The sequence below is a fragment of the Halomonas nitroreducens genome (assembly GCF_003966155.1).
Taxonomy (GTDB): domain Bacteria; phylum Pseudomonadota; class Gammaproteobacteria; order Pseudomonadales; family Halomonadaceae; genus Halomonas; species Halomonas nitroreducens.
The window spans coordinates 61,896-82,840 of record NZ_RXNS01000014.1 but is presented as its reverse complement, the minus strand read 5'-3'; the positions used below and the strand labels follow the sequence as shown (position 1 = coordinate 82,840).

Annotated in this window: 19 protein-coding genes; 8 read left to right on the top strand and 11 right to left on the bottom strand. The window is 70.7% G+C overall.

Annotated elements, in window-relative coordinates; genetic code table 11:
• The first annotated feature begins 10 nt into the window (after nucleotides 1-10).
• Entirely contained in the window at nucleotides 11-1,984 is a 1,974-nt protein-coding gene (locus EKG36_RS14790) for an acyl CoA:acetate/3-ketoacid CoA transferase (RefSeq protein ID WP_126485418.1), read from the top strand.
• A gap of 80 nt (nucleotides 1,985-2,064) precedes the next feature.
• Here EKG36_RS14790 and EKG36_RS14785 read toward each other — a convergent pair whose 3' ends face one another.
• From EKG36_RS14785 to EKG36_RS14775, 3 genes are all read right to left on the bottom strand, one after another.
• Nucleotides 2,065-2,520 carry an aminoacyl-tRNA deacylase gene (locus EKG36_RS14785; protein ID WP_126485416.1) on the bottom strand — a complete coding sequence of 152 codons (456 nt, stop codon included), beginning with the start codon at nucleotides 2,518-2,520 and terminating at the stop codon, nucleotides 2,065-2,067.
• Nucleotides 2,521-2,738: 218 nt separating this feature from the next.
• Nucleotides 2,739-5,081: a hypothetical protein gene (locus tag EKG36_RS14780; protein WP_126485414.1), complete on the bottom strand. Its 2,343-nt coding sequence runs from the start codon at nucleotides 5,079-5,081 to the stop codon at nucleotides 2,739-2,741.
• Between the two features lie 6 nt (nucleotides 5,082-5,087).
• Nucleotides 5,088-5,879 (bottom strand): protein-L-isoaspartate(D-aspartate) O-methyltransferase, encoded by a 792-nt coding sequence (locus EKG36_RS14775; RefSeq protein ID WP_221766093.1) that lies wholly within the window; start codon nucleotides 5,877-5,879, stop codon nucleotides 5,088-5,090.
• A gap of 178 nt (nucleotides 5,880-6,057) precedes the next feature.
• Between EKG36_RS14775 and EKG36_RS14770 the strand changes: the two genes are divergently transcribed.
• Nucleotides 6,058-7,338, top strand: a complete 1,281-nt coding sequence (locus EKG36_RS14770; RefSeq protein WP_126485412.1) for an MgtC/SapB family protein — start codon at nucleotides 6,058-6,060, stop codon at nucleotides 7,336-7,338.
• Nucleotides 7,339-7,346: 8 nt separating this feature from the next.
• Here the strand turns inward: EKG36_RS14770 and EKG36_RS14765 are convergent, their stop codons facing one another.
• The 5 genes from EKG36_RS14765 to EKG36_RS21025 all read right to left on the bottom strand — a co-directional run bounded on the left by EKG36_RS14765 (nucleotide 7,347) and on the right by EKG36_RS21025 (nucleotide 11,442).
• The gene (locus tag EKG36_RS14765) at nucleotides 7,347-8,090 is read right to left on the bottom strand and encodes a ZIP family metal transporter (RefSeq protein ID WP_221766092.1); all 744 of its coding nucleotides are present in this window, start codon (nucleotides 8,088-8,090) and stop codon (nucleotides 7,347-7,349) included.
• Nucleotides 8,091-8,246: 156 nt separating this feature from the next.
• The gene (locus EKG36_RS14760; RefSeq protein WP_126485410.1) at nucleotides 8,247-9,005 is read right to left on the bottom strand and encodes a TIGR01458 family HAD-type hydrolase; all 759 of its coding nucleotides are present in this window, start codon (nucleotides 9,003-9,005) and stop codon (nucleotides 8,247-8,249) included.
• A 21-nt stretch (nucleotides 9,006-9,026) separates the two neighbouring features.
• Nucleotides 9,027-10,430, bottom strand: coding sequence for a sensor domain-containing diguanylate cyclase (locus EKG36_RS14755; RefSeq protein ID WP_221766091.1), 1,404 nt, complete (start codon nucleotides 10,428-10,430; stop codon nucleotides 9,027-9,029).
• A gap of 116 nt (nucleotides 10,431-10,546) precedes the next feature.
• A complete protein-coding gene (locus EKG36_RS14750) occupies nucleotides 10,547-11,101 on the bottom strand; it encodes a LysR substrate-binding domain-containing protein (protein ID WP_342774449.1) in 555 nt (184 codons plus the stop codon).
• Entirely contained in the window at nucleotides 11,101-11,442 is a 342-nt protein-coding gene (locus EKG36_RS21025; protein WP_342774448.1) for a helix-turn-helix domain-containing protein, read from the bottom strand. Before EKG36_RS21025 ends, EKG36_RS14750 begins: the two co-directional genes overlap by 1 nt.
• Between EKG36_RS21025 and EKG36_RS14745 the strand changes: the two genes are divergently transcribed.
• The gene (locus tag EKG36_RS14745; RefSeq protein ID WP_126485408.1) at nucleotides 11,441-11,671 is read left to right on the top strand and encodes a hypothetical protein; all 231 of its coding nucleotides are present in this window, start codon (nucleotides 11,441-11,443) and stop codon (nucleotides 11,669-11,671) included. The two genes, EKG36_RS21025 and EKG36_RS14745, sit on opposite strands and share 2 nt — an antisense overlap.
• Nucleotides 11,672-11,806: 135 nt before the next feature.
• Here the strand turns inward: EKG36_RS14745 and pdxR are convergent, their stop codons facing one another.
• A complete protein-coding gene (gene pdxR, locus EKG36_RS14740) occupies nucleotides 11,807-13,330 on the bottom strand; it encodes a MocR-like pyridoxine biosynthesis transcription factor PdxR (protein WP_126485406.1) in 1,524 nt (507 codons plus the stop codon).
• An 88-nt stretch (nucleotides 13,331-13,418) separates the two neighbouring features.
• On the opposite strand from pdxR, the gene EKG36_RS14735 reads away from it, so the two are divergent.
• Together EKG36_RS14735 and EKG36_RS14730 are read left to right on the top strand one after the other, a co-directional pair.
• On the top strand, nucleotides 13,419-13,868 hold the full coding sequence (locus EKG36_RS14735; protein ID WP_126485404.1) for a GNAT family N-acetyltransferase: 450 nt from the start codon (nucleotides 13,419-13,421) through the stop codon (nucleotides 13,866-13,868).
• Between the two features lie 23 nt (nucleotides 13,869-13,891).
• On the top strand, nucleotides 13,892-14,524 hold the full coding sequence (locus tag EKG36_RS14730; protein WP_246007523.1) for an FMN-binding negative transcriptional regulator: 633 nt from the start codon (nucleotides 13,892-13,894) through the stop codon (nucleotides 14,522-14,524).
• A 79-nt stretch (nucleotides 14,525-14,603) separates the two neighbouring features.
• Here the strand turns inward: EKG36_RS14730 and EKG36_RS14725 are convergent, their stop codons facing one another.
• Together EKG36_RS14725 and EKG36_RS14720 are read right to left on the bottom strand one after the other, a co-directional pair.
• The gene (locus tag EKG36_RS14725) at nucleotides 14,604-16,487 is read right to left on the bottom strand and encodes an ABC transporter ATP-binding protein (protein ID WP_126485402.1); all 1,884 of its coding nucleotides are present in this window, start codon (nucleotides 16,485-16,487) and stop codon (nucleotides 14,604-14,606) included.
• 118 nt (nucleotides 16,488-16,605) lie between these two features.
• Nucleotides 16,606-16,827, bottom strand: a complete 222-nt coding sequence (locus EKG36_RS14720) for a hypothetical protein (RefSeq protein ID WP_126485400.1) — start codon at nucleotides 16,825-16,827, stop codon at nucleotides 16,606-16,608.
• A gap of 333 nt (nucleotides 16,828-17,160) precedes the next feature.
• On the opposite strand from EKG36_RS14720, the gene acsA reads away from it, so the two are divergent.
• The 3 genes from acsA to EKG36_RS14705 are packed head-to-tail and all read left to right on the top strand — an operon-like array spanning nucleotide 17,161 to nucleotide 20,941.
• Nucleotides 17,161-18,915, top strand: a complete 1,755-nt coding sequence (acsA, locus tag EKG36_RS14715) for an acetate--CoA ligase (protein WP_221766090.1) — start codon at nucleotides 17,161-17,163, stop codon at nucleotides 18,913-18,915.
• Nucleotides 18,912-19,964 carry a pyruvate dehydrogenase (acetyl-transferring) E1 component subunit alpha gene (gene pdhA, locus EKG36_RS14710; protein WP_185827569.1) on the top strand — a complete coding sequence of 351 codons (1,053 nt, stop codon included), beginning with the start codon at nucleotides 18,912-18,914 and terminating at the stop codon, nucleotides 19,962-19,964. Before acsA ends, pdhA begins: the two co-directional genes overlap by 4 nt.
• The gene (locus EKG36_RS14705) at nucleotides 19,961-20,941 is read left to right on the top strand and encodes an alpha-ketoacid dehydrogenase subunit beta (protein WP_126485396.1); all 981 of its coding nucleotides are present in this window, start codon (nucleotides 19,961-19,963) and stop codon (nucleotides 20,939-20,941) included. Before pdhA ends, EKG36_RS14705 begins: the two co-directional genes overlap by 4 nt.
• Nucleotides 20,942-20,945 lie beyond the last annotated feature (4 nt).

The following is a 20,945-nucleotide window of genomic DNA, read 5'->3' as shown; positions in this document are numbered from 1 at the left end:
GGACGCGCCGATGCCACGCCAGACCCATCCCCTGCTCAGCAACCGCCCCTTCACGGAGTTCGGCAAGATCGTCTCCGCCCGCGAGGCGGTCAACCTGATCCGCGACGGCGATGCCGTGGCCACCGGCGGCTTCGTTGGCATCGGCTTTGCCGAGCAGCTCGCCGTGGCCCTGGAGCAGCGCTTCCTGGAGACCGGCCAGCCCCGGAATCTCACCCTGATGTATGCCGCCGGCCAGGGCGACGGCCGCGAGCGGGGGCTCAACCACCTGGGCCACGAGGGGTTGGTGGCGCGGGTGATTGGCGGCCACTGGGGGCTGGTACCGCGCCTGCAGGCGCTTGCCATCGAGGGCCGCATCCAGGCCTGGAACCTGCCTCAGGGCGTGATCTCGCACCTGTTCCGCGACACCGCCGCCGGCAAGCCCGGCACCCTCAGCCGGGTCGGGCTGGGCACCTTCGTCGACCCGCGGCTGGACGGCGGCCGGCTCAACGAGGCGACCACCGAGGCCCGGGTGGAGTTGGTGACCCTGGGCGGCGAGGAGCTGCTGTTCTACAAGGCCGAGCCCCTGCAAGTGGCGCTGCTGCGCGGCACGACCGCCGATACCCTGGGCAATGTCACCATGGAGCGCGAGGCCCTGACCCTGGAGGTCCTGGCCATCGCCACGGCGGTCCATAACGCCGGCGGCGTGGTGATCGTCCAGGTGGAGCGGCTCGCCGAGCGCGGCACCCTGCCCCCCAAGGAGGTGAAGATCCCCGGCGTGCTGGTCGACTGCGTGGTGGTCTGCGAGGACCCGACCCAGCACTGGCAGACCTTCCAGACCGCCTACAACCCCGCCTATTCCGGGGAGATCCGGGCCCCGATGAGGACGCCGGCTCCCCTGCCGCTGTCGGTGCGCAAGATCATCGCTCGCCGGGCGGCCTTCGAGCTGCAGCCCAACAGCGTGGTGAACCTGGGCATCGGCATGCCCGAGGGCGTCGGTGCAGTGGCCAGCGAGGAACAGCTACTCGACTATCTGACCCTCACCGCCGAGCCCGGCGTGATCGGCGGCCTGCCGGCCGGCGGGCTGGACTTCGGCGCGGCCACCAATACCCAGGCCATCATCGACCAGCCCGCCCAGTTCGACTTCTACGACGGCGGCGGCCTCGACATCGCCTTCCTCGGCATGGCCCAGGCCGATGGCACCGGCAACGTCAATGTCTCGAAGTTCGGGCCGCGACTCGCCGGGGCCGGCGGCTTCATCAACATCAGCCAGAACGCCCGCAAGGTGGTGTTCATGGGTACCTTCGTGGCGACCAAGGAGGCGCTGACCGTCGTCGACGGCGCGCTTCGCCTGCCCAAGGACGGGAAGCCCAAGTTCGTGGACGAGGTGGAGCATCGCACCTTCAGCGGGGTCCTGGCCGCCACGGACGGCAAGCCGGTGCGCTATATCACCGAGCGCTGCGTGTTCGAGCTCACCGCCGAGGGCCTCGCCCTCACCGAGATCGCCCCCGGAGTGCAGCTGGAACGCGACATCCTCGCGCACATGGGCTTCACTCCCCGCATGGACGCGCCGCCCCGCCAGATGGACGCACGCATCTTCCGCGACGAGCCCATGGGGCTGGCCGGCGAGCTGCTGAGCCTGCCACTGTCACAACGCTTCAGCTACGACCCCGACGAGGGGCTCTTCTTCATCAACTTCGAGAACCTGCGCATCGCCACCCCGGCGGATATCGAGGCCATCCGCCGCGAGGTGGAGCGCCGCCTCGCGCCCCTCGGGCATCGCGTGCACGCCATCGTCAACTACGACCGCTGCCGCATCGACGACGCCATGCTCAGGCCCTATACCGAGATGGTCCGCGGCCTGGAGGAACGCTTCTACACGCGGGTGACCCGTTACACCACCAGCGGGTTCATGCGCAAGAAACTCGGCCACGCCCTGGAGGAGCGGGCCGTGTCCCCGCATATCTACGAGAGCGCCGAGGAGGCGCGGCGACACCTGCGGGACTGAGACGGTGGCTCATCCCGTCGCCGGGACGGGATGAGACACGACCGCTCGGCACGATGCCGGGCGGGTCGCTCAAACGGCCGTCACATCGCCACCTCGGCCGGTTTCACGAACTCCTCGAAGGCCGTGTAGGAGAGCTGCATGACCTCCCGGTGGCTGCCGGCATTGAAGGCGATCATGTCGGCCTGGGCCAGATGCGGCGAGACGAATACCTCGAGGTCGAACAGGTTGCCGAACGGCGGCATGGCGCCGGGCTCACAGCCGGGGAAGCAGCGCCGGAAGTCGGCCTCCTCCGCCAGCTCGACGTCCTGGGCACCGACGGACTGGGCCAGCCGTCGCAGATCGACCCGGTCGGTGGCCGGCAGGACCGCCAGGGCGAAGCGGCCATCGATCTTGACCAGCACGCTCTTGGCGAAGTGCCGGCCGGGCACGTGGACCGCCTCGGCGATCTCCTGGGCGGTATAGGCCGGGGAATGCTGCAGAATCACATACTTGACGCCATTCTCGTCGAGAAAGCGTGTCACTCGCTCCATGGACATGGGAACCACCCTCTGATGTGTGTCGTGGAAGGGGCATGCCGCTTCCCTAAGGATAGTCACCGAATGTCGATGTCGGGGACATCGTCCGCATGGGAGGCGCCCGGTAACCGCATCGATCCCTTCTGCTGCGATGCCTCTCGGGCAAGCGCTCCGCCAGGAGGCCTCCCTCCTGGCCCGCCGCCCCGGGCCTGGAAGCATGTGATGCGCCGGGCAGGGTCTCAGCGTTCCTCGAGCCAGCGCCCGGCGATGGCGAAAGCCGCCAAGTAGCATAGCGTCCCGACGGCCAGGGTCGTGGCCTGGCCGAGGTGGATCGAGATCAGCGGTGCCAGGGAGGCACCCAGCACCGAGGCGAAGCCGTTGATGCCCCAGGCCCAGGGGATCCAGCGCCGCTGCCCGGCGAGCTGCCGCAGGGCCCAGGGAAAGGGCCGACCCATGGCCCAGGCCAGGGGCAGCATCATCCCCACCAGCAGCAGCGCCCGCAGGGGAAGCGCCGGCGCCGTCAGGACGACGACGGCGGTGAACGGTACCAGCGCCAGGACCAGGCCCGCGGCGACGGCAGCGTAGATGCGCCGCCGGCTGCCCCGGGTCGCGCTCTCCGGACTCATGGCGCTGCCGAGGCCCGAACCGACCAGGAAGGTGGCAAAGACCAGTGAGGCGGCAAGGACCGGCTCGCCCAGATGGAGGATCAGGCGCTGGAAGAACACCAGCTCGACGAGGATATAGCCGAGGCCGAGGGCACCGAAGTAACCAGCGACCGACAGCCGGGCGAAGGGCGGCCGGATCGCTGGCAGTCGCCCGAGGGGCGCCAGGATCAGCAGGAAGGCCAGCAGGGCCACGACCAGGGTGGTGAGCACCGACAGCAGCAGCGTCCAGTCGAGAAAGCTCCAGCCCCGCCCGCCCAGTTCGCGGACGAGCCCGGGGGCCTCGGTCCAAGCCAGCGAGCGCCATGGATAGGGGCGTTCCAGGGTGGCCGGGGCGTGATGGAAGCGCTGCCCCGCCACCGGCAGGGGGTGCTCCGTGAACACCGCGGCGGCAATGTCGTGGAACAGCGGCGAGTCCAGCCGATGCAACCGATTGGCCTGGGCGCGGGCCATGCCCGGGTACCAGGCCATGTCGAAGCCCCAGCGTTCGGCGAAACGTCGCAGCGCGGCGATCGTCTGTGCATCCAGCGGCTGCGGCGACGCCAGGACCAGCAACGCCTGCAGGCCGCGCAACACGGCCACGTGCTCGCCCGGGACGGCGACATCCTGGCGCTGCAGGGCGCGCTCCAGAGTGGTGATCAGCCGCGGGTAGTGACGCGGGGGATAATCGAGGGGCAGCGGCACGGCGAGCAGGCCGTCCGCCGCCAGCCGCTCGAGGGCCAGCGCCAGTCCCGCGTCGGTCAACACATAGTCCTCGCTGGCGGCATCGCCACCCTCCCAGGCCCGGTCAACGGCGATCAGTGTATAGGCCCCATCAGCGGGGCTGGCCAGCTGGCGCCAGGCACCGTCCTCGACCAGCCTCAGGCCGACCGCGGGCGCCCCTCGGGCCCGCAGGATGTCGAGCAGCCGCCCATCCGGCTCCACCCAGGTCAGCGCCCGCCCCTGGGCGGCGACGGGAGTCTGCCAGGCACTGCTGCCCAGCACCAGGACCGGGCCCTCGGGGCGCAGCTCGAGGGGCAACCCCGCCAGGGAGGCCGCCATATGCTCGCCACGCGCGGGCCACTGGCGGGGCAGCGGCACGACCCGGTCGCTGCCGAGCACCGCCGCATCCAGCGACGGCACAGCGTCGGGCCAGCGCAGGCTGAGCCCCGGGGCAAAGCGCAGGCTGTCGGCCCGCAACAGGGTCAGTCGCCCCGACAGCCCGGGACGCACCGCCAGGGTCTCGACCCCGGGCAGCTCGCGAAGTCGTGACAGCGCCTTGACGTCCGATACCGCCGGCGCCGGGGGCCGAATGCTGACCACCACCGACAGAGCCAAGCCCAGCAGGCCGGCCGCCGCCATGCCGCGCCGCCCCCGCACGCCGGCCAGCAGCAGCCCCAGGGCGAACAGCAGGGCCGCGACCACCCCCAGGGCGGCCTCCACGGGAATCAGCCGCAGCAGGGCCGCCGCCCCCAGGCTGCCCAGGCCGCCGCCTAGCAGGTTAGCCGCATAGAGGCTGCGGGTGTGCCCCGGCCAGCGCAGGAAGACCTGGCCGATGGCCAGGCCGGCCCCATAGAACGGCAGGAAGGCGACCAGGTCGACCAGCAGCAGCCGGGCCAGCTCGCCGGGGCGCCAGCCGGCGAACAGCGGACGCAGCGCAATGCGCGACTGCAGGGCGAGCAGCAGCAGGAAGCCGGCCGCCGTGACCAGCAGGCCGACGAGGAACCAGCCATCGCCGCGGCTGGCCCGCGAGCGGCCGGCCAGCGCCAGGGTGGTCCCCGCCGCCCCCAGTCCCAGCAGCGCCAGGGACACCGCGAGGCCGGCGAAGTGGTGCCAGTGGCTGAAGGCGAACAGCCGCAGCAGCAACACCTCCAGGGCCAGCAACGCCGCCGACACCCCCGCCAGGGCGACCAGGTCGAGGCGCTGTGGCGTGTCCACCATCGCCGTTCAGTGACCGCCGGTGAGGGGCACGAAGCGCACCGACGCCAGGTTGCGGGTGCTGACCTCGCCGTCGCTGGCCTTCTCCAGCAGCAGCAGGTTCTGGACCCAGCCCATCTGCCCTACCGGGATCACCATGTGCCCCCCGGGACGCAGCTGGGCGACCAGCGGCGGCGGGACATGGCTCGCCGCCGCGGTGACGATGATGGCATCGAAGGGAGCCCGGGGCGGATGGCCGTAGTAGCCGTCTCCCTCGAGGACGGTGATGTTGGTGTAGCCCAACGCCTCAAGGCGTTCGGCGGCGCCCCCGGCCAGTGCCGGGATGATCTCGAGGGTCACGACCTCCGCGACGATCTCGGCCAGTATCGCCGCCTGGTAGCCGGAGCCCGTGCCCACCTCGAGCACCCGATCATCCGGCGCGAGGGCCAGCCGCTCGGTCATCAGGGCGACGATGTAGGGCTGGGAGATGGTCTGGCCATGGCCGATGGGGTGGGGCATGTCCAGGTAGGCGCGCCGCGGTTCGATGTCGGGGGCGAAACGGTGTCTCGGCACCCGGCGCATGGCCGCGAGCACCGCCGGGTCATGCAGTTCCCGGGCGACGACCTGGTCGCGGACCATGGCCTCCCGCACCTCGGCGAAGCCGTCGCGGGGAAGCGCCGGGCGCGGCGCATCACCCGCCTGCCGGGTGGCCTCCAGCAGGATCTCGGGGGCCTGGGCACTGGCCGGCGCCACCGACAGCCAGAGACACATCAGGGTGAGCCACAGGGCGCGCCACACGCCACGATCGAGGGCCTCGCGCATCGTCGACCACCTCCAGGGCCGGGATCGTGTCCCGGCCCTTTCAGCATAGGCCAGGGCCGGAGCCACCCGCGACCGACACCCGGCCGTCCCGACGGCTTTCCCGTCCGGCGCCGAACGCCCAGAATATAAGCAGGTGTTTCTACATCGATCACGCCGACCGAGAGGAGCGACCCCTGCCATGGACGAGGTCACCCAGGAATTCATCGCCGGCAACGAGGCCGCCATGCGCCTCGCCGTGGCCCTGCTGCTGGGCGCGCTGATCGGCATCGAGCGGGGCTGGGTGGCCCGGGGGCAGAGGTCGGGCGAGCGCATTGCCGGCATCCGCACCCATGCCTTGGTGGGGCTGCTGGGGGGGATCGCCGCGCTGCTCGCCGATGCCGTGACCGAGTGGGCCTTCCCTCTGCTGTTTCTCGCCGTGGCCGGCATGGCCGTGGTCGCCTACCGGGCCCGCATGCCCGAGAGCCACGATTTCAGCATCACCGGCCTGGTGGGGCTGCTGCTGACCTTCTGCTTCGGCGCGATCGCGGTGGCCATCGACCTGGCGCTGGCCGCGGCCTGTGCGGTGGTCACCGCGGTCATCCTCGACAACAAGCGCGAGATCCACGGGCTGCTGAACCAGCTGCAGGCCCACGAGATGGACGCCGGCCTCAAGCTGCTGCTGATCTCGGTGGTCATGCTGCCGCTGCTGCCCGACCGCGGCATGGGCCCGGGGGAAGTGCTCAACCCCTACGAGATCTGGTGGATGGTGGTGCTGATCGCCTCGATCTCCTTCGTCGGCCACTTCGCCATGCGCCTGGGCGGAGCGGAGAAGGGCATTCTCTTCACCAGCCTGTTCGCCGGCCTGAGCTCCTCCACCGCCCTCACCCTGCACTTCTCTCGCCTGTCGCGCCAGCACGGTCAGCTGTCGCCGCTGCTGGCGGCCGGCATCCTGATCGCCTGCGGGACCATGTTCCCGCGCATCCTGATCTACTGCCTGGTCATCAACCCCGACCTGCTGCCGCGGCTGCTGCTGCCGGTGTCGGTAATGGGCGTGCTGCTCTATGTGCCGGCCCTGGTGATCTGGCGCGCCCATCGCCAGGACACCAAGGTCGACCGCCCCGAGCGCCACTCGAATCCCCTGGAGCTACGCATCGCCCTGCTGTTCGGCGTGCTGCTGGCGGTGATCATGCTGCTCGGCCAGTGGCTCAAGGAGTGGCTGGGCGAGGCCGGCATCTACCTGCTGGCCGCCACCTCCGGCGTCGCCGACGTCGACGCCATCACCCTGTCGCTGACGCGCATGTCTCACGCGACCATCGACCTGCACACCGCGGTCCTCGGCATCGTCATCGCCGCGGCGGTCAACAACGTCATCAAGGCCGGCATGGCCGCGGCCGTCGGCAACCCGGGGCTGGGGCGACGGGTCGCCGTGCCCATGGCCGGCTCGCTGCTGGTCGGACTGGGCCTGGCCTGGGGGTTGTGAGGCGTCGATCAGGCGGCCACGGCGAGCGCCAGGCCCAGCATGCCGCCCAGCCCCGCGGCAAAACAGGCAAAGTGCGCCAGGCTCCACGGCAGGCGCGACGTCGCCTTGATCTCGGGAATCAGGTCCGAGGCCGCGATATACAGGAAGTTGCCGGCTCCCAGCAGGACCAGCCCGGACAGTTCCAGGTGCCAGGAGGCGGCGAAGGCAACCAGACCGCCCAGGGGGAAGGACAAGGCCGAGGCGAGGTTCCAGAGCAGCGCCCGACGACGCGTCCAGCCCCCGTGGACGAGCACCGCGAAGTCACCCAGTTCCTGGGGCACCTCATGGGCGGCGGCGGCCAGCCAGGCGACGAGCCCCGCCCGGGGATCCAGCATGAAGGTACTGGCGATGGCCAGCCCGCCCAGCAGGTTGTGCAGGGTATCCCCGGCCAGGACCAGATAGGTCATGGGCGCAGGGCGCCGCTCGCCGTGGCCATGATGCCAGTTCAGAAACTGCTCGAGGAGCAGGAAGGCCGTGAAGCCGGCGAGCAGCCAGACGGACGCGGCCAGCGGGGACAGGGCCCGGCTGCCTTCTGGAACCATGTGGAAGAAGGCGCCGCCGAGCAGGGTACCGGCCGCCAGGGCCACCAGCGGCAACAGCAGGCGTTCCAGGGTGGCGGGACGCAACAGCACCGTCAGGCCGCCGACCATGGCGATAGCACTCATCGCCAGGCCACCGACCACGATCCACGCCAGCGTCGCCACCGTCGTCATGGGCAGTCCCTGGCTCGCCTGGTGCCGCCCGCCGCCCAGCGGCCACGCCCCCAGGCCAGCGGCGGGCAGGCCACCGGGAGAATCCGGGCACGGCCCGGCGGGGTCGGCCCGTCGCCGAGGCACGGAAAGGGCCGTGGGCAGGACGTCACGATCGGGTCAGGCATCGCTCGCCAGCAGGCGCGCCACCAGCGCCGCCAGGCCGTCCTCGCACTCCGCCCCCGGGGCCCGTGCCTCGTCGCCGGGCCGGTACTTGCCGGAGCGCACCAGGCAGGCCCGCAGGCCGACCTCCCGGGCGGCGGCGACATCGCAGTCGACATCGTCGCCGACCATCATGGCCTCCTCCGGCGTCACGCCCGCATCGTCCAGCACGGCGCGGAAGAACCCCGCGGCGGGCTTGCCGAGCACCGTGGCCCGGGTGTCGGCTGCATATTCCAGGGCACGCACGAAGGGCCCCACGTCCAGGTGCAGGCGGCCCTGCTGGCGGAAGTAGCGGTTGGTGCCCACGGTGAGCAGCGGCGCCCCGCGCTGCAGGCACTGGAAGGCCTCGTCCAGGTGCCGGTAGTCCAGGCGCGATTCGGCATCGCCGAGGACCACCGCATCCGGGTCATCGCCGGCGAGGTCCGCGAACTCCGGCTCGAGCCCCTCGTGGATCAGCAGGTAGGGGCGCAGCCCATGCCGCACCAGGTAATGGCGAACCGCGGCCGGGGCGGTGAAGACCTGCTCGCGGGCCACGTCGAAGCCCATCCCGCGAAGGTCGTCGTGCACCGCATCCCCGGTCTTGCGCGAGGTATTGGTGACGAAGCGCAGCACCAGTCCCGCCGCCTGCAGGCGGGAAACCGCCGCCACGGCGCCAGGCAGTGGCGCGCCGTCCTCATGGAGCACCCCGCTGATATCGAGCAACACCGCCTTGAGCATGCCGCACCTCCTCGGTAGGGATCATTCGCGCGAGTCCGTGGCGGCCGTCGCCCCGGCCACGACCCGGTTGCGGCCGCGATGCTTGCCGCGATACAGGGCCGCATCGGCCCGCTGGATGGCCTCCTCGCCGGAGGCGTCGCTGGCGAGCAGCACCGCCACCCCGCAGGTGATCGAGACATGGAAGCGCTCGTGCTGGGCCGAGGAGAACGCCAGAGCCGCCACCTCCCGGCGGATGTCCTCGGCCAGACGCAGCCCCCCCTCCAGGGACGTCTCGGGAAGCAGGATAGCGAATTCCTCGCCGCCCAGCCGGCAGGGCACGTCCATGCGCCGCAGCCGCTCGCTGAGCAGCCGGCCCAGACGCCGCAGCACCTGGTCGCCCATGGCATGGCCGTGACTGTCGTTGACCACCTTGAAGTGGTCGAAATCGAAAACCAGCACCGCCGACGGCCGGCCCAGGCGCCGGACCTCGCCGTGGGCCTCGCGCAGGCGCTGCATGAAGTAGCGGCGATTGTAGAGGCCGGTCAGCTCGTCGGTGATGGAGAGCTCGCGCAGGCGCAGCTCGAGCTCCTTCTGTTCGGTGATGTCACGCACCGTGCCCACCAGGACCGCCTCGTCGCCCTTGGGCTCGAAGTCGGCCAGCTCATGGACCCAGCGCACGCTGCCGTCGGGCCTCAGGATGCGGTGCTGGATGTCGAACACCCCGGTCTCGTGCGCCCGCGCCTCGCAGGCCTCCACCGCGGCCAGGTCGTCGGGATGCACCCGGGCCTTGAAGGCATCGACGCTGGGCAGGAAGTCGGCCCGGGAGACCCCGAACAGGTCGTAGATGCCGTCGGACCAGAACAGCTCCCCGGTCTTGAGGCTGGCCCGCCAGTAGCCCAGGCGGCCGATGCGCTGGGCCCGCTCCAGGGTCCGGGTGAGCTGCCGGGTATCCTCCAGGGCCTGCTCGAGGCGTGCCTCGGTGGCCTTGTGTTCGGAGATGTCGATATGGATCCCGCTCACCCACTCGGGCTCCCCCTGGGGGGTCCGGGTGACCACCCGGCCATAGTCGCGGACCCACACCCAGTGGCCGTCCCGGTGGCGCATCCGCGCATCGCAGCCGTAGAAGGCCGCCTGGCCGCTGAAGTGGGCCTGCAGCGCCGCCTCGGAACGTGCCAGGTCGTCCGGATGAACCAGGCTCAACCAGGTGTCGATGGACACCGGCTCGAGCTCTTCGAGCCGGTAGCCAACCATCTCGGCCCAGAGGGCGTTGAAGCGCGTCTCGCCGGTCTGGACGTTCCATTGCCAGGTGCCGGCCCGCGCCCCCTCGATGAAGGTTTCGAGCCAGAAGAGTCGCTCCTCGAGCTGGGTACAGTGACGACGCAGGGCCTCGGGGGACATCGCGTCCAGCGAGTCAGGCGGTCGTGACGCGGAACGGGGAGTCGTCATGGCGGCACCGGGGCAGGCATTGAGAGCATACCCATCATGGTATCCCGCCCGGGCCCGGTACCGTAATAATCGCCGTCAACGGCCCGCTCCCGGTCTCCCGGGGGCAGCCTCCCGCGTCATCCCGACAGGCCCGACGCCCCTCGCCCCAGCGCCTCGGCGACAAAGGCCAAGAAGGCGCGGACGCGGGCCACCCGGCGCAGGTCCGGGTGGGTCAGCTGCCACAGGTCGGTGGCCAGTGCGGGAATCGGCTCGCCGAGACGCCGCAGCCCCGGCTCGGCATCGGCCAGGTAGCACGGCAGCACCGCCCGGCCCAGGCCGTCGCGCGCCGCCGCGAACATGCCGAGCACCGTGTCAACACGGTAGCGGGCCGCGGGACAGCGCGTCGCCATCCAGGCTTCCAGCGCCGCATAGCCCAGGTGCCGATCCGGCCCCACCCAGTCGACCTCGGCGCCTGGGCGCGGCTCGGCCAGGTCGCGGTGAACGTAGACCGCCTGGGCGATGACACCCAGCCGACGTCCCACCAGATGGTCCGGCGGCGAGGAAGACGGCCGGATCGCCACGTCGGCGTCACGCTGGGAGAGGTTGAACAGCTGGTTGGAGACGGCGACCTCGAGCTGGATGGCCGGGTAGGCGCGGCGGAAGTCGGCGAGCACCGGGGAAAGCAGGCCCATCAGAGGGTGTCCGTGGTCGTCAGCCGCAGGCTGCCCGACAGGCGCAGATCGCGTCCGGCCAGGCGCCGTTCGGCCTCCAGCACCTCGGCCTCGACCTCGGCGGCCGTGGCCGCGAGTTCCTCGCCGGCCGCCGTGGGCGCGTAGCCGGCCCGGCCGCGCTCGAAGAGTCCCACCCCCAGACGGCGCTCGATGGCATTGAGACGCCGGATCACGGTGGCATGACTCAGGCCCAGCCGCCGCCCGGCGCCGGCCAGGGAACCCGCCTCGGCGATCGCCAGCGTCACCATCACGACCTCGGCCGCCTGCCCCGCCTTCTCGCGACATGGCCGGGGCGGCGACATGGCCACCCTGATGGAGCCCTTGCACTGCTCGCTCTATTACCTGGGCCTGGAGGTGCTGTCCCCGCAGGTCATTCATGGCGTGCAAGGAGGCGGGCTCAGCTATCAGGACGAGACCGCGTTCCGGGACCATCTGGAGCGAGAGAAGCAGGCCTGGGCACGGCGGCTGGAAGGGCTGGGAACGGAGGCCACGAACCCCTTCAGCGGCTGGGACGACTGGGACGAGCAATGAGTGCTGCGCGCCGACCACCCACTGGCCTGGCGCCCCTAGACGGGCAGACGGCTCGGCGCCCCGCGAGAGAAGAACCTCGAGACAACGCAGGCCTATCCTGGCCGGAATTGGCACGATAAGGATTTCGACCAGGCATCAAGGCGGCGCTGAGAGAGACGCCTCTTGCCCCTCGACCAGCGACAGCCACTCTTCTGCCAACCAACGCCCGGCTCGGAGGATCTCCTCGTCGCGGGTACCGGCATAGCCCAGCACCAGCCCCGGATGCCCCGGCGCCTCCAGGTAGTAGTCCGACAACGGCGACAGGGTGACACCGCTGGTCGCCCCACGGGCGACCAGGGTCGCCTCGAGGGCGGGGTCGTCGAGCCAGGCCACTAGGTGCATGCCGGCCTGCCCCTCCGACAGCGCGAGCCCCCGCGCCACCGCCGGCGCCAGCGACCGGCGGAGCAGCGCCTGGCGCTGCCGGTAGCACTCGCGCATGCGGCGCACGTGTCGCGAGAAGTGCCCGGCGGCGATGAACTCGCCCAGCGCCGCCTGAACCGGGTACTGCGCCTCGCGATGCAGGCGGGCATTGGCGCGTCGGAAGGGCTCCACCAGGGGCTCGGGCAGCACCAGATAGCCGAGCCGCAGCCCCGGATAGAGCACCTTGCTGAGGGTGCCGACGTAGATCACCCGCACCGACTCGGTGAGCCCCTGGAGGGCGGCGATGGGACGCTGGCCGTAGCGGAATTCGCTGTCATAGTCGTCTTCCACGATCCAGGCCCCGTGCCTCTCGGCCGCCTCGAGCAGCGCCAGGCGCCGCGGCAGGCTCATGGTCACGCCGCAGGGGTACTGGTGGGAGGGCGTGACGTAGATCAGCCGCGGGGCGCCGTGGCCGGCCGGCACGCGCGCGGGATTCATGCCCTCGTCGTCCACCGGCACCGGCACCGGCGCGAGGCCGGAGGCATCGAAGCAGGCCCGGACGCCGCCGTAGCCGGGCTCCTCAATCCACACCGCGTCGCCCGGGTCGCCCAGCATCCGCGCGACCAGCTCGAAGCCCTGCTGGGCGCCCTGCACCACCAGTACCTGTTCCGGGCGACAGCGCACCGAGCGCGACAGCCGCAGGTAATCGCACAGCGCCTCGCGCAGCGCCATCACGCCGCCCTCGGCGCGATAGTCCAGCCACGCCACGGGAGTGCGCCGCTGGTGACGCCGGAGCAGCCGCAGCCAGAGTTCATCGGGAAAGCGGTCGAGGGCCGGCACACCCGGCGGAAAGGCCTCGTGATGCCCGGCCGAGGCGCCGCAGAGGCTCAGCAAGCGCTCGCCCCGCGCCGACAGCGACGCTGCCGGCGGGGGATCGCGCGACGAGTCCTCCGAGGGCGCCGCGGTGCGGTCGAACGGCAGGTCGGCAACATCGGTGCCGGCGCCGGGGCGAGTCTCCAGGAAGCCCTCGGCGACCAGCTGGTCGATGGCGTCCAGCACGCTGTTGCGTCCCACCCCCAGCTCCCGCGCCAGGCGGCGCGACGACGGCAGCCGAGCGCCGCTGGCCAGGCGCCCCGACTGCACCCAGCTGCGCAGCGCCCGATACAGGCGGCGCGTCAGCGGCAGCGAGGAGGCCCCGCTCAGTTCGAGGCCCAGCGCCTCGCCGAGCCAGTCGGCCCGCGCGGCGACAACCGGTTCCATGGTTTTCTCCAAAACTGGTCCTTATCAGGGAACCACTATGCCGACAGACTCCAAGACTGTCATCGCCATTCAGTCCAAGGAGTTTCCCATGCCCATCCGTCATGCCCGCACCGACGACATTGCGCCCCTGGGCGCGCTGCTCGACGGCTATCGCGTCTTCTACGGCCAGGCCAGCGACCCGGACGCCGCCCAGCGCTTCGTCGCCCGGCGCCTGGGACTGGGCGATTCCCACCTGCTGGTGCACGAAGACGACGACGACTCACTGGCGGGCTTCGTGCAGTGCTACCCGCTGTTCAGCACGGTGCGCCTGGCCCCGCTGTGGCGGCTCAACGACCTGTTCGTGGCACCCGAGACTCGCGGCCGGGGCGTCGGCCGCGCCCTGATGCAGGCCGCGGCCGAACTGGCCCGGGCCCATGACGTGAAGCACCTGGCCCTGGCCACCGGCATCGACAACCACACCGCCCAGTCTCTGTACGAATCCGAGGGCTGGCGGCGCGATCGGGCCTTCCATCACTACGCCCTGGACCTGGATGCCTGAACTTGAGAACTGAGGGAGCGCCCATGTCTCGACACCGCGAACCCCGCATGCCCCTGGCGCAGGCTCAGGCGCTGATCGATGCCCATGGCTTCGCGACGCTCACCGACGACCGCCTGCGGGTCAGCCACCTGCCCCTGCTGCTCAAGCGCGACGAGGGTCCACTGGGCACCCTCTACGGCCACTTCGCCCGGGCCAACCCCCACTGGCGCGCGCTGGACGGCCGGCGGGTGCTGGCCGTCTTCCAGGGCCCGCATGCCTATGTCTCCCCCCGCTGGTATGCCGCCAGGCCAGCGGTACCGACCTGGAACTACGCGATCGTCCACGCCCGCGGCATCGTCGAACGCCTCGACGACGCCGCCACCCTGGTCTCCATGGACGCGCTGGTGGCCCGGTACGAGCCCGACCTGCTGGATGACGCGACGCTCATGAGCGAGGCCTATCGCCGGCGCCTACTCGCGGGGGCAGTCGGCCTGCGGATTCGCCTGGACGAGCTGCAGGGCAAGGCCAAGCTGGGCCAGCACCGCTCGCGGGAGGACCGGAACGGCGTCCTGGCCGGGCTGGGCAACAGCGCCGATCCGCTGGCCCGGCAACTGGGGGGCTATACCAAGCGCTATCTCGAGGACACGCTCGAGACAGAGGGCGAAGATCCCCCCTGAGCTTGCCGGTGTCTCGCTCAGCGTGCCGGGTCCCCAAGACCAGCCCATCGGCGAGGCGCCACCCGCCTGGGCTTTCGCCTCAGGCGTCCAGCGCCGGCTGTGGCTCGGCCATCCCACCACGGGTGTCGAGCCCCAGGAAGCCGCCGGACTGGCGGCGCCACAGCGCCGCATAGAGGCCATCCCGGGCGAGCAGCTCGTCATGACGGCCGGTCTCGACGATGCGTCCCGCGTCGATCACCACCAGCCGGTCGAGCATGGCGATGGTCGACAGCCGGTGGGCGATGGCGATCACCGTCTTGCCCGCCATCAGCGCGTAGAGCTGTTCCTGGATGGCCGCCTCCACCTCGGAGTCCAGTGCCGAGGTGGCCTCGTCGAGCACCAGGATCGGCGCGTTCTTGAGCAGCACCCGGGCGATGGCGATGCGCTGGCGCTGGCCGCCCGACAGCTTCACGCCCCGCTCGCCGACATGGGCGTCCAGGCCACGCCGCCCCTGGGCGTCGACCAGGTCCGCGATGAAGGCATCGGCATGGGCCTGGCGCATCGCCCGGTGGATATCCGCCTCGCTGGCCCCGGGGCTGCCGTAGCGGATGTTGTCGCGCACCGAGCGATGCAGCAGCGAAGTGTCCTGGGTGACCATGCCGATGCTGCGCCTCAGCGACTCCTGGGTGACGCCGGCGATGTCCTGACCGTCGATCAGGATGCGCCCGTCCTGGAGGTCGTAGAAGCGCAGCAGCAGGTTGGCCAGGGTCGACTTGCCGGCCCCCGAACGCCCGATCAGGCCGACCCTCTCGCCCGGGGCGATGGTCAGGTCGAGCCCGTCGAAGACCCGACGGGCCTCGCCCGTCGCCGCCTCGTAGCCGAAGCCCAATCCCGCGAAGCGAATCTCGCCCTGCGGCACCGACAGCGCCCGGGCGCCCGGGGCATCCTGCACCGCCGGGGACCGGGCGATGGTGTTGATGCCGTCCTGCACAGTGCCGATGTTCTCGAACAGCCCGGCCACCTCCCAGAGGATCCAGTTGGACATGAAGCGGATGCGCATCACCAGGGCGATGGCCACCGCGATCGCGCCCAGGGTCACCGCTTCCAGGTACCAGGCACCGATGGCCGTGGCGGCGACAGCGGCCAACAGCAGGGAATTGAGCAGCGTCAGGGAGAGCGTCAGCTTGGTGGCCAGGCGCATCTGGCGGTGCACCGTGACCATGAAGCGCTCCATGGCATCACGGGCATAGTCCTGCTCCCGCCGGGTATCGGCGAACAGCTTGATGGTCTGGATGTTACTGTAGCTGTCGACGATCCGCCCGGTCATGCGCGCCCGGGCATCGGCCTGGTCCATGGAGACCCGCCGCAGCCGTGGCACGAACACCCACATGATCACCACATAGCCGGCCAGCCAGGCGCCGAGCGGGGCCATCAGCCAGGGCTCGGCCTGGCCCATCAGCAGCATGGCGCCGGCGAAGTAGACCAGCACGTAGACCATCAGGTCCATCAGCTTCATCACCGTCTCGCGGATCGCCAGGGCCGTCTGCATGACCTTCTGGGAGACGCGCCCGGCGAACTCGTCCTGGTAGAAGGCCAGGCTCTGGCGCAGCATGTGGCGATGCGCCAGCCAGCGGCCAAGCATCGGGTAATTGCCGAAGATGCTCTGGTGGGTCAGCAGCGACTGGAGCAGGGTCAGCAGCGGCAGGCCGATCACCACCAGCCCCGCCATGCCCGCCAGGCGCCAGCCGTACGCGGCAAAGAAGCCCTCGCGCTCGGCATCGGCGAGCCAGTCGACCAGCTCGCCCATGTAGCTGAAGAACAGCACCTCGGCAGCCGAGACCAGGGCGGTGACCAGCGACATCGCGATCAGCAGCGGCAGCACCGGGCGGGAGAAGTGCAGGATGAACGGCAGCAGGCCGCGGGGCGGGACCTGCGGCTCTCCCGCCGGGTAGGGATTCACGAGGGTCTCGAAAAAGCGGAACATGCGCGCCTCGGGCGGTGGGGCGGAACCGGGGCGAGACGCCGCCGGGAATGCGCCGGTCCGGCCGGCTCGGCGGCGTCTCGCCCCCGGCCGGGTCCCGGCAAGGCGACCCTGGCCCGGGTCACTCGTTGTCGTAGGGACGGCTCCAGAGCTTGGCCGGCTCGTGGCGATTGAGGACCTCCTCGACTTCACGCTGCCCCGAGTCGCCGATGATCACCTTGAGCTCCCGGGCCTGCCTGTCGAGGAACAGCGCCTCCCGGGGGAAGCCGTCGGAGACCAGCTCGTCGAAGGCGTTCTGGGCCTTGAGTTCGCTGTCGTAGGCCGCCGTGACGGTCTGCGTCATGACATCCTCCTCATGCCTGGCTGGATGGAGCCCCGAGCGCTGCCGCCGGGGCCCCTATCAGCATGGCCCCTCCCCCGGCGCGCCGCCAACACCGTGCCACGCCCGGCCAGGTCCCGGACACTCGCTTGGCTCAGGATGTCGGCGGCCAGCCGGTGCCGGCGACACCTGCCGCGCCTGGAACAGGCGGCTGCCAGCCCCGCGCCCGGCCGACACGGCCGATCCCGTGCGCACCAGGCTTGTCACAGATCAAGCCGACGCCGGTGCGACCGGGAAGACAGGCCACCGAGGACTATGCTGGGGGAGTAGAGACAGGCAGCGATGAGGACACCGGTCATGGAGGTGCTCCGCAAGAGCCGCAGCGAGGTTCGCGCGGCGGTGATGGACGACTACTCCCGGAGATGCGCCGGCTTCTCCTGGGGGGAGGCCCGGGGCTGGCTCGACGGCCTCCCCGGCGGCGCCGGGCTGAACATCGCCCATGAGGCGGTCGACCGCCACGCCACGGGGACGCAGGGGGAACGCACGGCCCTCCGCTGGCTCGGCAAGCAGGGCCGGCAGCGCGACATCAGCTACCGCGAGCTGGCCTCCCTGAGCAGCCGCTTCGCCAATGTCCTCGGCGAGCTCGGCGTGCCGCCGGGAGCCGGGGTCTTCCTGCTCGCCGGCCGGATTCCCGAGCTGTATGTCGCGGTGCTCGGGGCGCTGAAGCACACTGCCGTGGTCACCCCCCTGTTCTCCGCCTTCGGCCCCGAGCCGATCGTCACCCGCATGACCCTGGGCGAGGGGCGGGTACTGGTCACCACTGCAAGCCTCTACCGACGCAAGATCGCGCCGATCCGCGACCGGCTCGGCGCGCTGGAGCACGTGCTGGTGGTACGCGACGATGACGGCGAGCTCCCCGAGGACACCCATGACCTGGTCGCACGGCTCGATGCCGCCTCGGATGTCTATACCATCCCGGCCACCGATGACGAGACGCCCGCCCTGCTGCACTTCACCAGCGGCACCACCGGCAAGCCCAAGGGCGCCCTGCATGTCCACCAGGCAGTGGTCGCCCATTACGCCACCGCCCGTTTCGCCCTGGACCTGCGCCCGGAGGATATCTACTGGTGCACGGCCGACCCGGGCTGGGTGACGGGTACCTCCTACGGCATCATCGCCCCCCTCTGCATCGGCGCGACCCTGGTCGTTGACGAGGCGGAGTTCGATGCCGAGCACTGGTACGACGTCCTCGAGAGCGAGGGCGTGACGGTCTGGTATACCGCCCCCACCGCCATCCGCATGATGATGAGGGGCGGCTCGGAGCGGGCACGCTCCCGCCGCTACCCGGCACTGCGCTTTATCGCCAGCGTCGGCGAGCCGCTCAACCCCCAGGCCGTGCACTGGGGGGTGGAGGCCTTCGGGCTGCCGATCCACGACAACTGGTGGCAGACCGAGACCGGCGGGATCATGATCGCCAACTTCGCCAGCCTGGATATCCGCCCCGGCGCGATGGGCAAGCCATTGCCCGGCATCCAGGCCGGCGTGCTGCGTCACCTGCCCGACGGCGGGGTCGAGGAGGTCACCCGCTACGGTGAGGAGGGCGAGCTCGCCCTGCGCGTCGGCTGGCCCTCGATGTTCCGCACCTACCTCAACGAGGACGCCCGCTATCGGCGCTGCTTTGTCGATGGCTGGTACCTCACCGGCGACCTGGTCCGCCGCGATCCCGAGGACTACTACTGGTTCGTCGGCCGGGCCGACGACATGATCAAGTCCGCCGGTCACCTGATCGGGCCCTTCGAGGTGGAATCGGCCCTGATGGAACACCCGGCGGTCGCCGAGGTGGGCGTGATCGGCAAGCCCGACCCGGTGATCGGCGAGATCGTCAAGGCCTTCGTGGCCCTGAAGCCCGGGTTCGTCTCCGACGAGTCCCTGCGCCGCGAGCTGCTCGGCTTCGCCCGCCGACGGCTGGGCCCGGCGGTGGCACCCAAGGAGATCGACATCCAGTCCTCGTTGCCCAGGACGCGCAGCGGCAAGATCATGCGTCGCCTGCTCAAGGCCCGGGAGCTCGGCCTGCCCGAGGGCGACACTTCGACCCTGGAGAGCGCCCGATGAGTGCCCCGACTCCCGCCCCCCATCCCGCCATCGGAGCCGCCGGCCTGAATGACCCGGTCCACGCCCGGGCCCTGCTGTGGCAGATGATCCGTATACGTCGCTTCGAGGAGAAGTGTGCAGAGCTCTACAGCAGCGGACGGATCCGCGGCTTCCTGCATCTCTACATCGGCGAGGAGGCCATCGCCGCCGGCGCCATGCCCGCCCTGCGCGCGACCGATCATGTGCTGGCCACCTATCGCGAGCACGGCCATGCACTGGCCCGGGGCGTACCGGCCGGCGCGATCATGGCCGAGATGTACGGCAAGCAGGAAGGCTGCAGCGGCGGCCGAGGGGGCTCGATGCACCTCTTCGATGCCGACCGGCACTTCTTCGGGGGCAGCGCCATCGTCGCCGGCGCCCTGCCACTGGCCGTCGGTTTCGCCCTGGCCGACCGGCTGCGCCACGACGACCGCATCACCGCCTGTTTCTTCGGCGACGGCGCCGTGGCCGAAGGCGAGTTCCACGAGTCCCTCAACCTGGCCGCCCTGTGGCAACTGCCGGTGCTCTTCCTGTGCGAGAACAACTACTACGCCATGGGCACCGCCCTGGATCGCGCCCAGTCGCAGACCGATCTCGCCGCCAAGGCGGGCAGCTATCGCCTGGCCACCGAGTCGGTGGACGGCATGGATGTGGTGGCGGTGGCCCGGGCCACCGAAGCGGCAGTGGACTACGTGCGCAGCGGCCAGGGACCGATGTTCCTGGAGTACCGCACCTACCGCTTCCGTGCCCACTCGATGTTCGACCCCGAGCGCTATCGCGACAGCACCGAGGTGGAGCAGTGGAAGCAGCGCTGTCCCATCGAGACCTTTGCCCGTGACGCCGTGGCCACCGGGCTGCTCGAGGCCTCGAGCCGCGAGGACATCGTGGGCGAGGTGGACCAGGAGATCGCCGAGGCCATCGACTTCGCCGAGGCGGGTACCTGGGAGTCGCCGGCGACCCTCAGCCGGGACGTCTATGCCCGCGCGGTGCCGGCCGGCGGCGCGACCACGGACCGGGAGGCACAGCCATGAACACGCGCACCCTGCCCTATCGCGAGGCCCTGCGCGAGGGCCTGCGCGAGGCGCTTCAGCGTGACCCGCGAGTCTTCCTGATGGGGGAGGACGTGGGCCGCTACGGCGGCACCTACGCGGTCAGCCACGGCCTGCTCGAGGAGTTCGGCGAGGCGCGCATCCGCGATACCCCGCTCTGCGAGTCGACCTTCACCGGTGCCGGCATCGGGGCGGCGCTCAACGGCATGCGCCCCATCGTCGAGATCATGACAGTCAACTTCAGCCTGCTGGCGCTGGACCAGATCATGAACAACGCGGCGACGCTGCGGCACATGTCCGGCGGACAGCTCGGCGTGCCCCTGGTGATCCGCATGACCACCGGCGGCGGTCGCCAGCTCGCCGCCCAGCACTCCCACAGCCTGGAGGGCTGGTACGCTCATATCCCGGGGCTGCGCATCGTCACCCCTGCCACCCACGAGGACGCCCGAGGCATGCTGCTCACCGCCCTCGAGGATCCCGACCCGGTGCTGATCTTCGAGCATGCCCTGCTGCTGGGGGTCGAGGGCCCGGTCGAGGGGCCTCCTCACCCGGTGGACATCGACCAGGCCGCCGTGCGTCGCGCCGGCAGCCAGGTCAGCCTGGTCACCTACGGCGGGATGCTGCACAAGACCCTCGAGGCAGCCGCCAGGCTGGCGGAGGAGGGCATCGACGCCGAGGTCCTCGATCTGCGCACCCTGCGACCGCTCGACGATACGGCGATCATGACCAGCCTCCGCAAGACCCATCGGGCGGTGGTGGTCGACGAGGGCTGGCGCAGCGGCAGCCTCGCTGCGGAAATCATCGCCCGCATCAACGAGCAGGCCTTCTTCGAGCTGGACGCGCCGCCGATGCGGGTCTGCAGCCAGGAGGTTCCGGTTCCCTATGCCAGGCATCTCGAGGAGGCGGCGATTCCCCAGGCCGAGGATATCATTGCGGCCGTGCACCAACTTTTCGGCTAACCCC

Bases quoted from the DNA above. Each gene is read 5' to 3' on its own strand.
- EKG36_RS14790 (WP_126485418.1), top strand. From the start codon at position 11: ATGCCACGCCAGACCCATCCCCTGCTCAGCAACCGCCCCTTCACGGAG.
- EKG36_RS14785 (WP_126485416.1), bottom strand. From the start codon at position 2,520: ATGTCCATGGAGCGAGTGACACGCTTTCTCGACGAGAATGGCGTCAAG.
- EKG36_RS14780 (WP_126485414.1), bottom strand. From the start codon at position 5,081: ATGGTGGACACGCCACAGCGCCTCGACCTGGTCGCCCTGGCGGGGGTG.
- EKG36_RS14775 (WP_221766093.1), bottom strand. From the start codon at position 5,879: ATGCGCGAGGCCCTCGATCGTGGCGTGTGGCGCGCCCTGTGGCTCACC.
- EKG36_RS14770 (WP_126485412.1), top strand. From the start codon at position 6,058: ATGGACGAGGTCACCCAGGAATTCATCGCCGGCAACGAGGCCGCCATG.
- EKG36_RS14765 (WP_221766092.1), bottom strand. From the start codon at position 8,090: ATGACGACGGTGGCGACGCTGGCGTGGATCGTGGTCGGTGGCCTGGCG.
- EKG36_RS14760 (WP_126485410.1), bottom strand. From the start codon at position 9,005: ATGCTCAAGGCGGTGTTGCTCGATATCAGCGGGGTGCTCCATGAGGAC.
- EKG36_RS14755 (WP_221766091.1), bottom strand. From the start codon at position 10,430: ATGACGACTCCCCGTTCCGCGTCACGACCGCCTGACTCGCTGGACGCG.
- EKG36_RS14750 (WP_342774449.1), bottom strand. From the start codon at position 11,101: ATGGGCCTGCTTTCCCCGGTGCTCGCCGACTTCCGCCGCGCCTACCCG.
- EKG36_RS14745 (WP_126485408.1), top strand. From the start codon at position 11,441: ATGGCCACCCTGATGGAGCCCTTGCACTGCTCGCTCTATTACCTGGGC.
- EKG36_RS21025 (WP_342774448.1), bottom strand. From the start codon at position 11,442: ATGTCGCCGCCCCGGCCATGTCGCGAGAAGGCGGGGCAGGCGGCCGAG.
- pdxR (WP_126485406.1), bottom strand. From the start codon at position 13,330: ATGGAACCGGTTGTCGCCGCGCGGGCCGACTGGCTCGGCGAGGCGCTG.
- EKG36_RS14735 (WP_126485404.1), top strand. From the start codon at position 13,419: ATGCCCATCCGTCATGCCCGCACCGACGACATTGCGCCCCTGGGCGCG.
- EKG36_RS14730 (WP_246007523.1), top strand. From the start codon at position 13,892: ATGTCTCGACACCGCGAACCCCGCATGCCCCTGGCGCAGGCTCAGGCG.
- EKG36_RS14725 (WP_126485402.1), bottom strand. From the start codon at position 16,487: ATGTTCCGCTTTTTCGAGACCCTCGTGAATCCCTACCCGGCGGGAGAG.
- EKG36_RS14720 (WP_126485400.1), bottom strand. From the start codon at position 16,827: ATGACGCAGACCGTCACGGCGGCCTACGACAGCGAACTCAAGGCCCAG.
- acsA (WP_221766090.1), top strand. From the start codon at position 17,161: ATGGAGGTGCTCCGCAAGAGCCGCAGCGAGGTTCGCGCGGCGGTGATG.
- pdhA (WP_185827569.1), top strand. From the start codon at position 18,912: ATGAGTGCCCCGACTCCCGCCCCCCATCCCGCCATCGGAGCCGCCGGC.
- EKG36_RS14705 (WP_126485396.1), top strand. From the start codon at position 19,961: ATGAACACGCGCACCCTGCCCTATCGCGAGGCCCTGCGCGAGGGCCTG.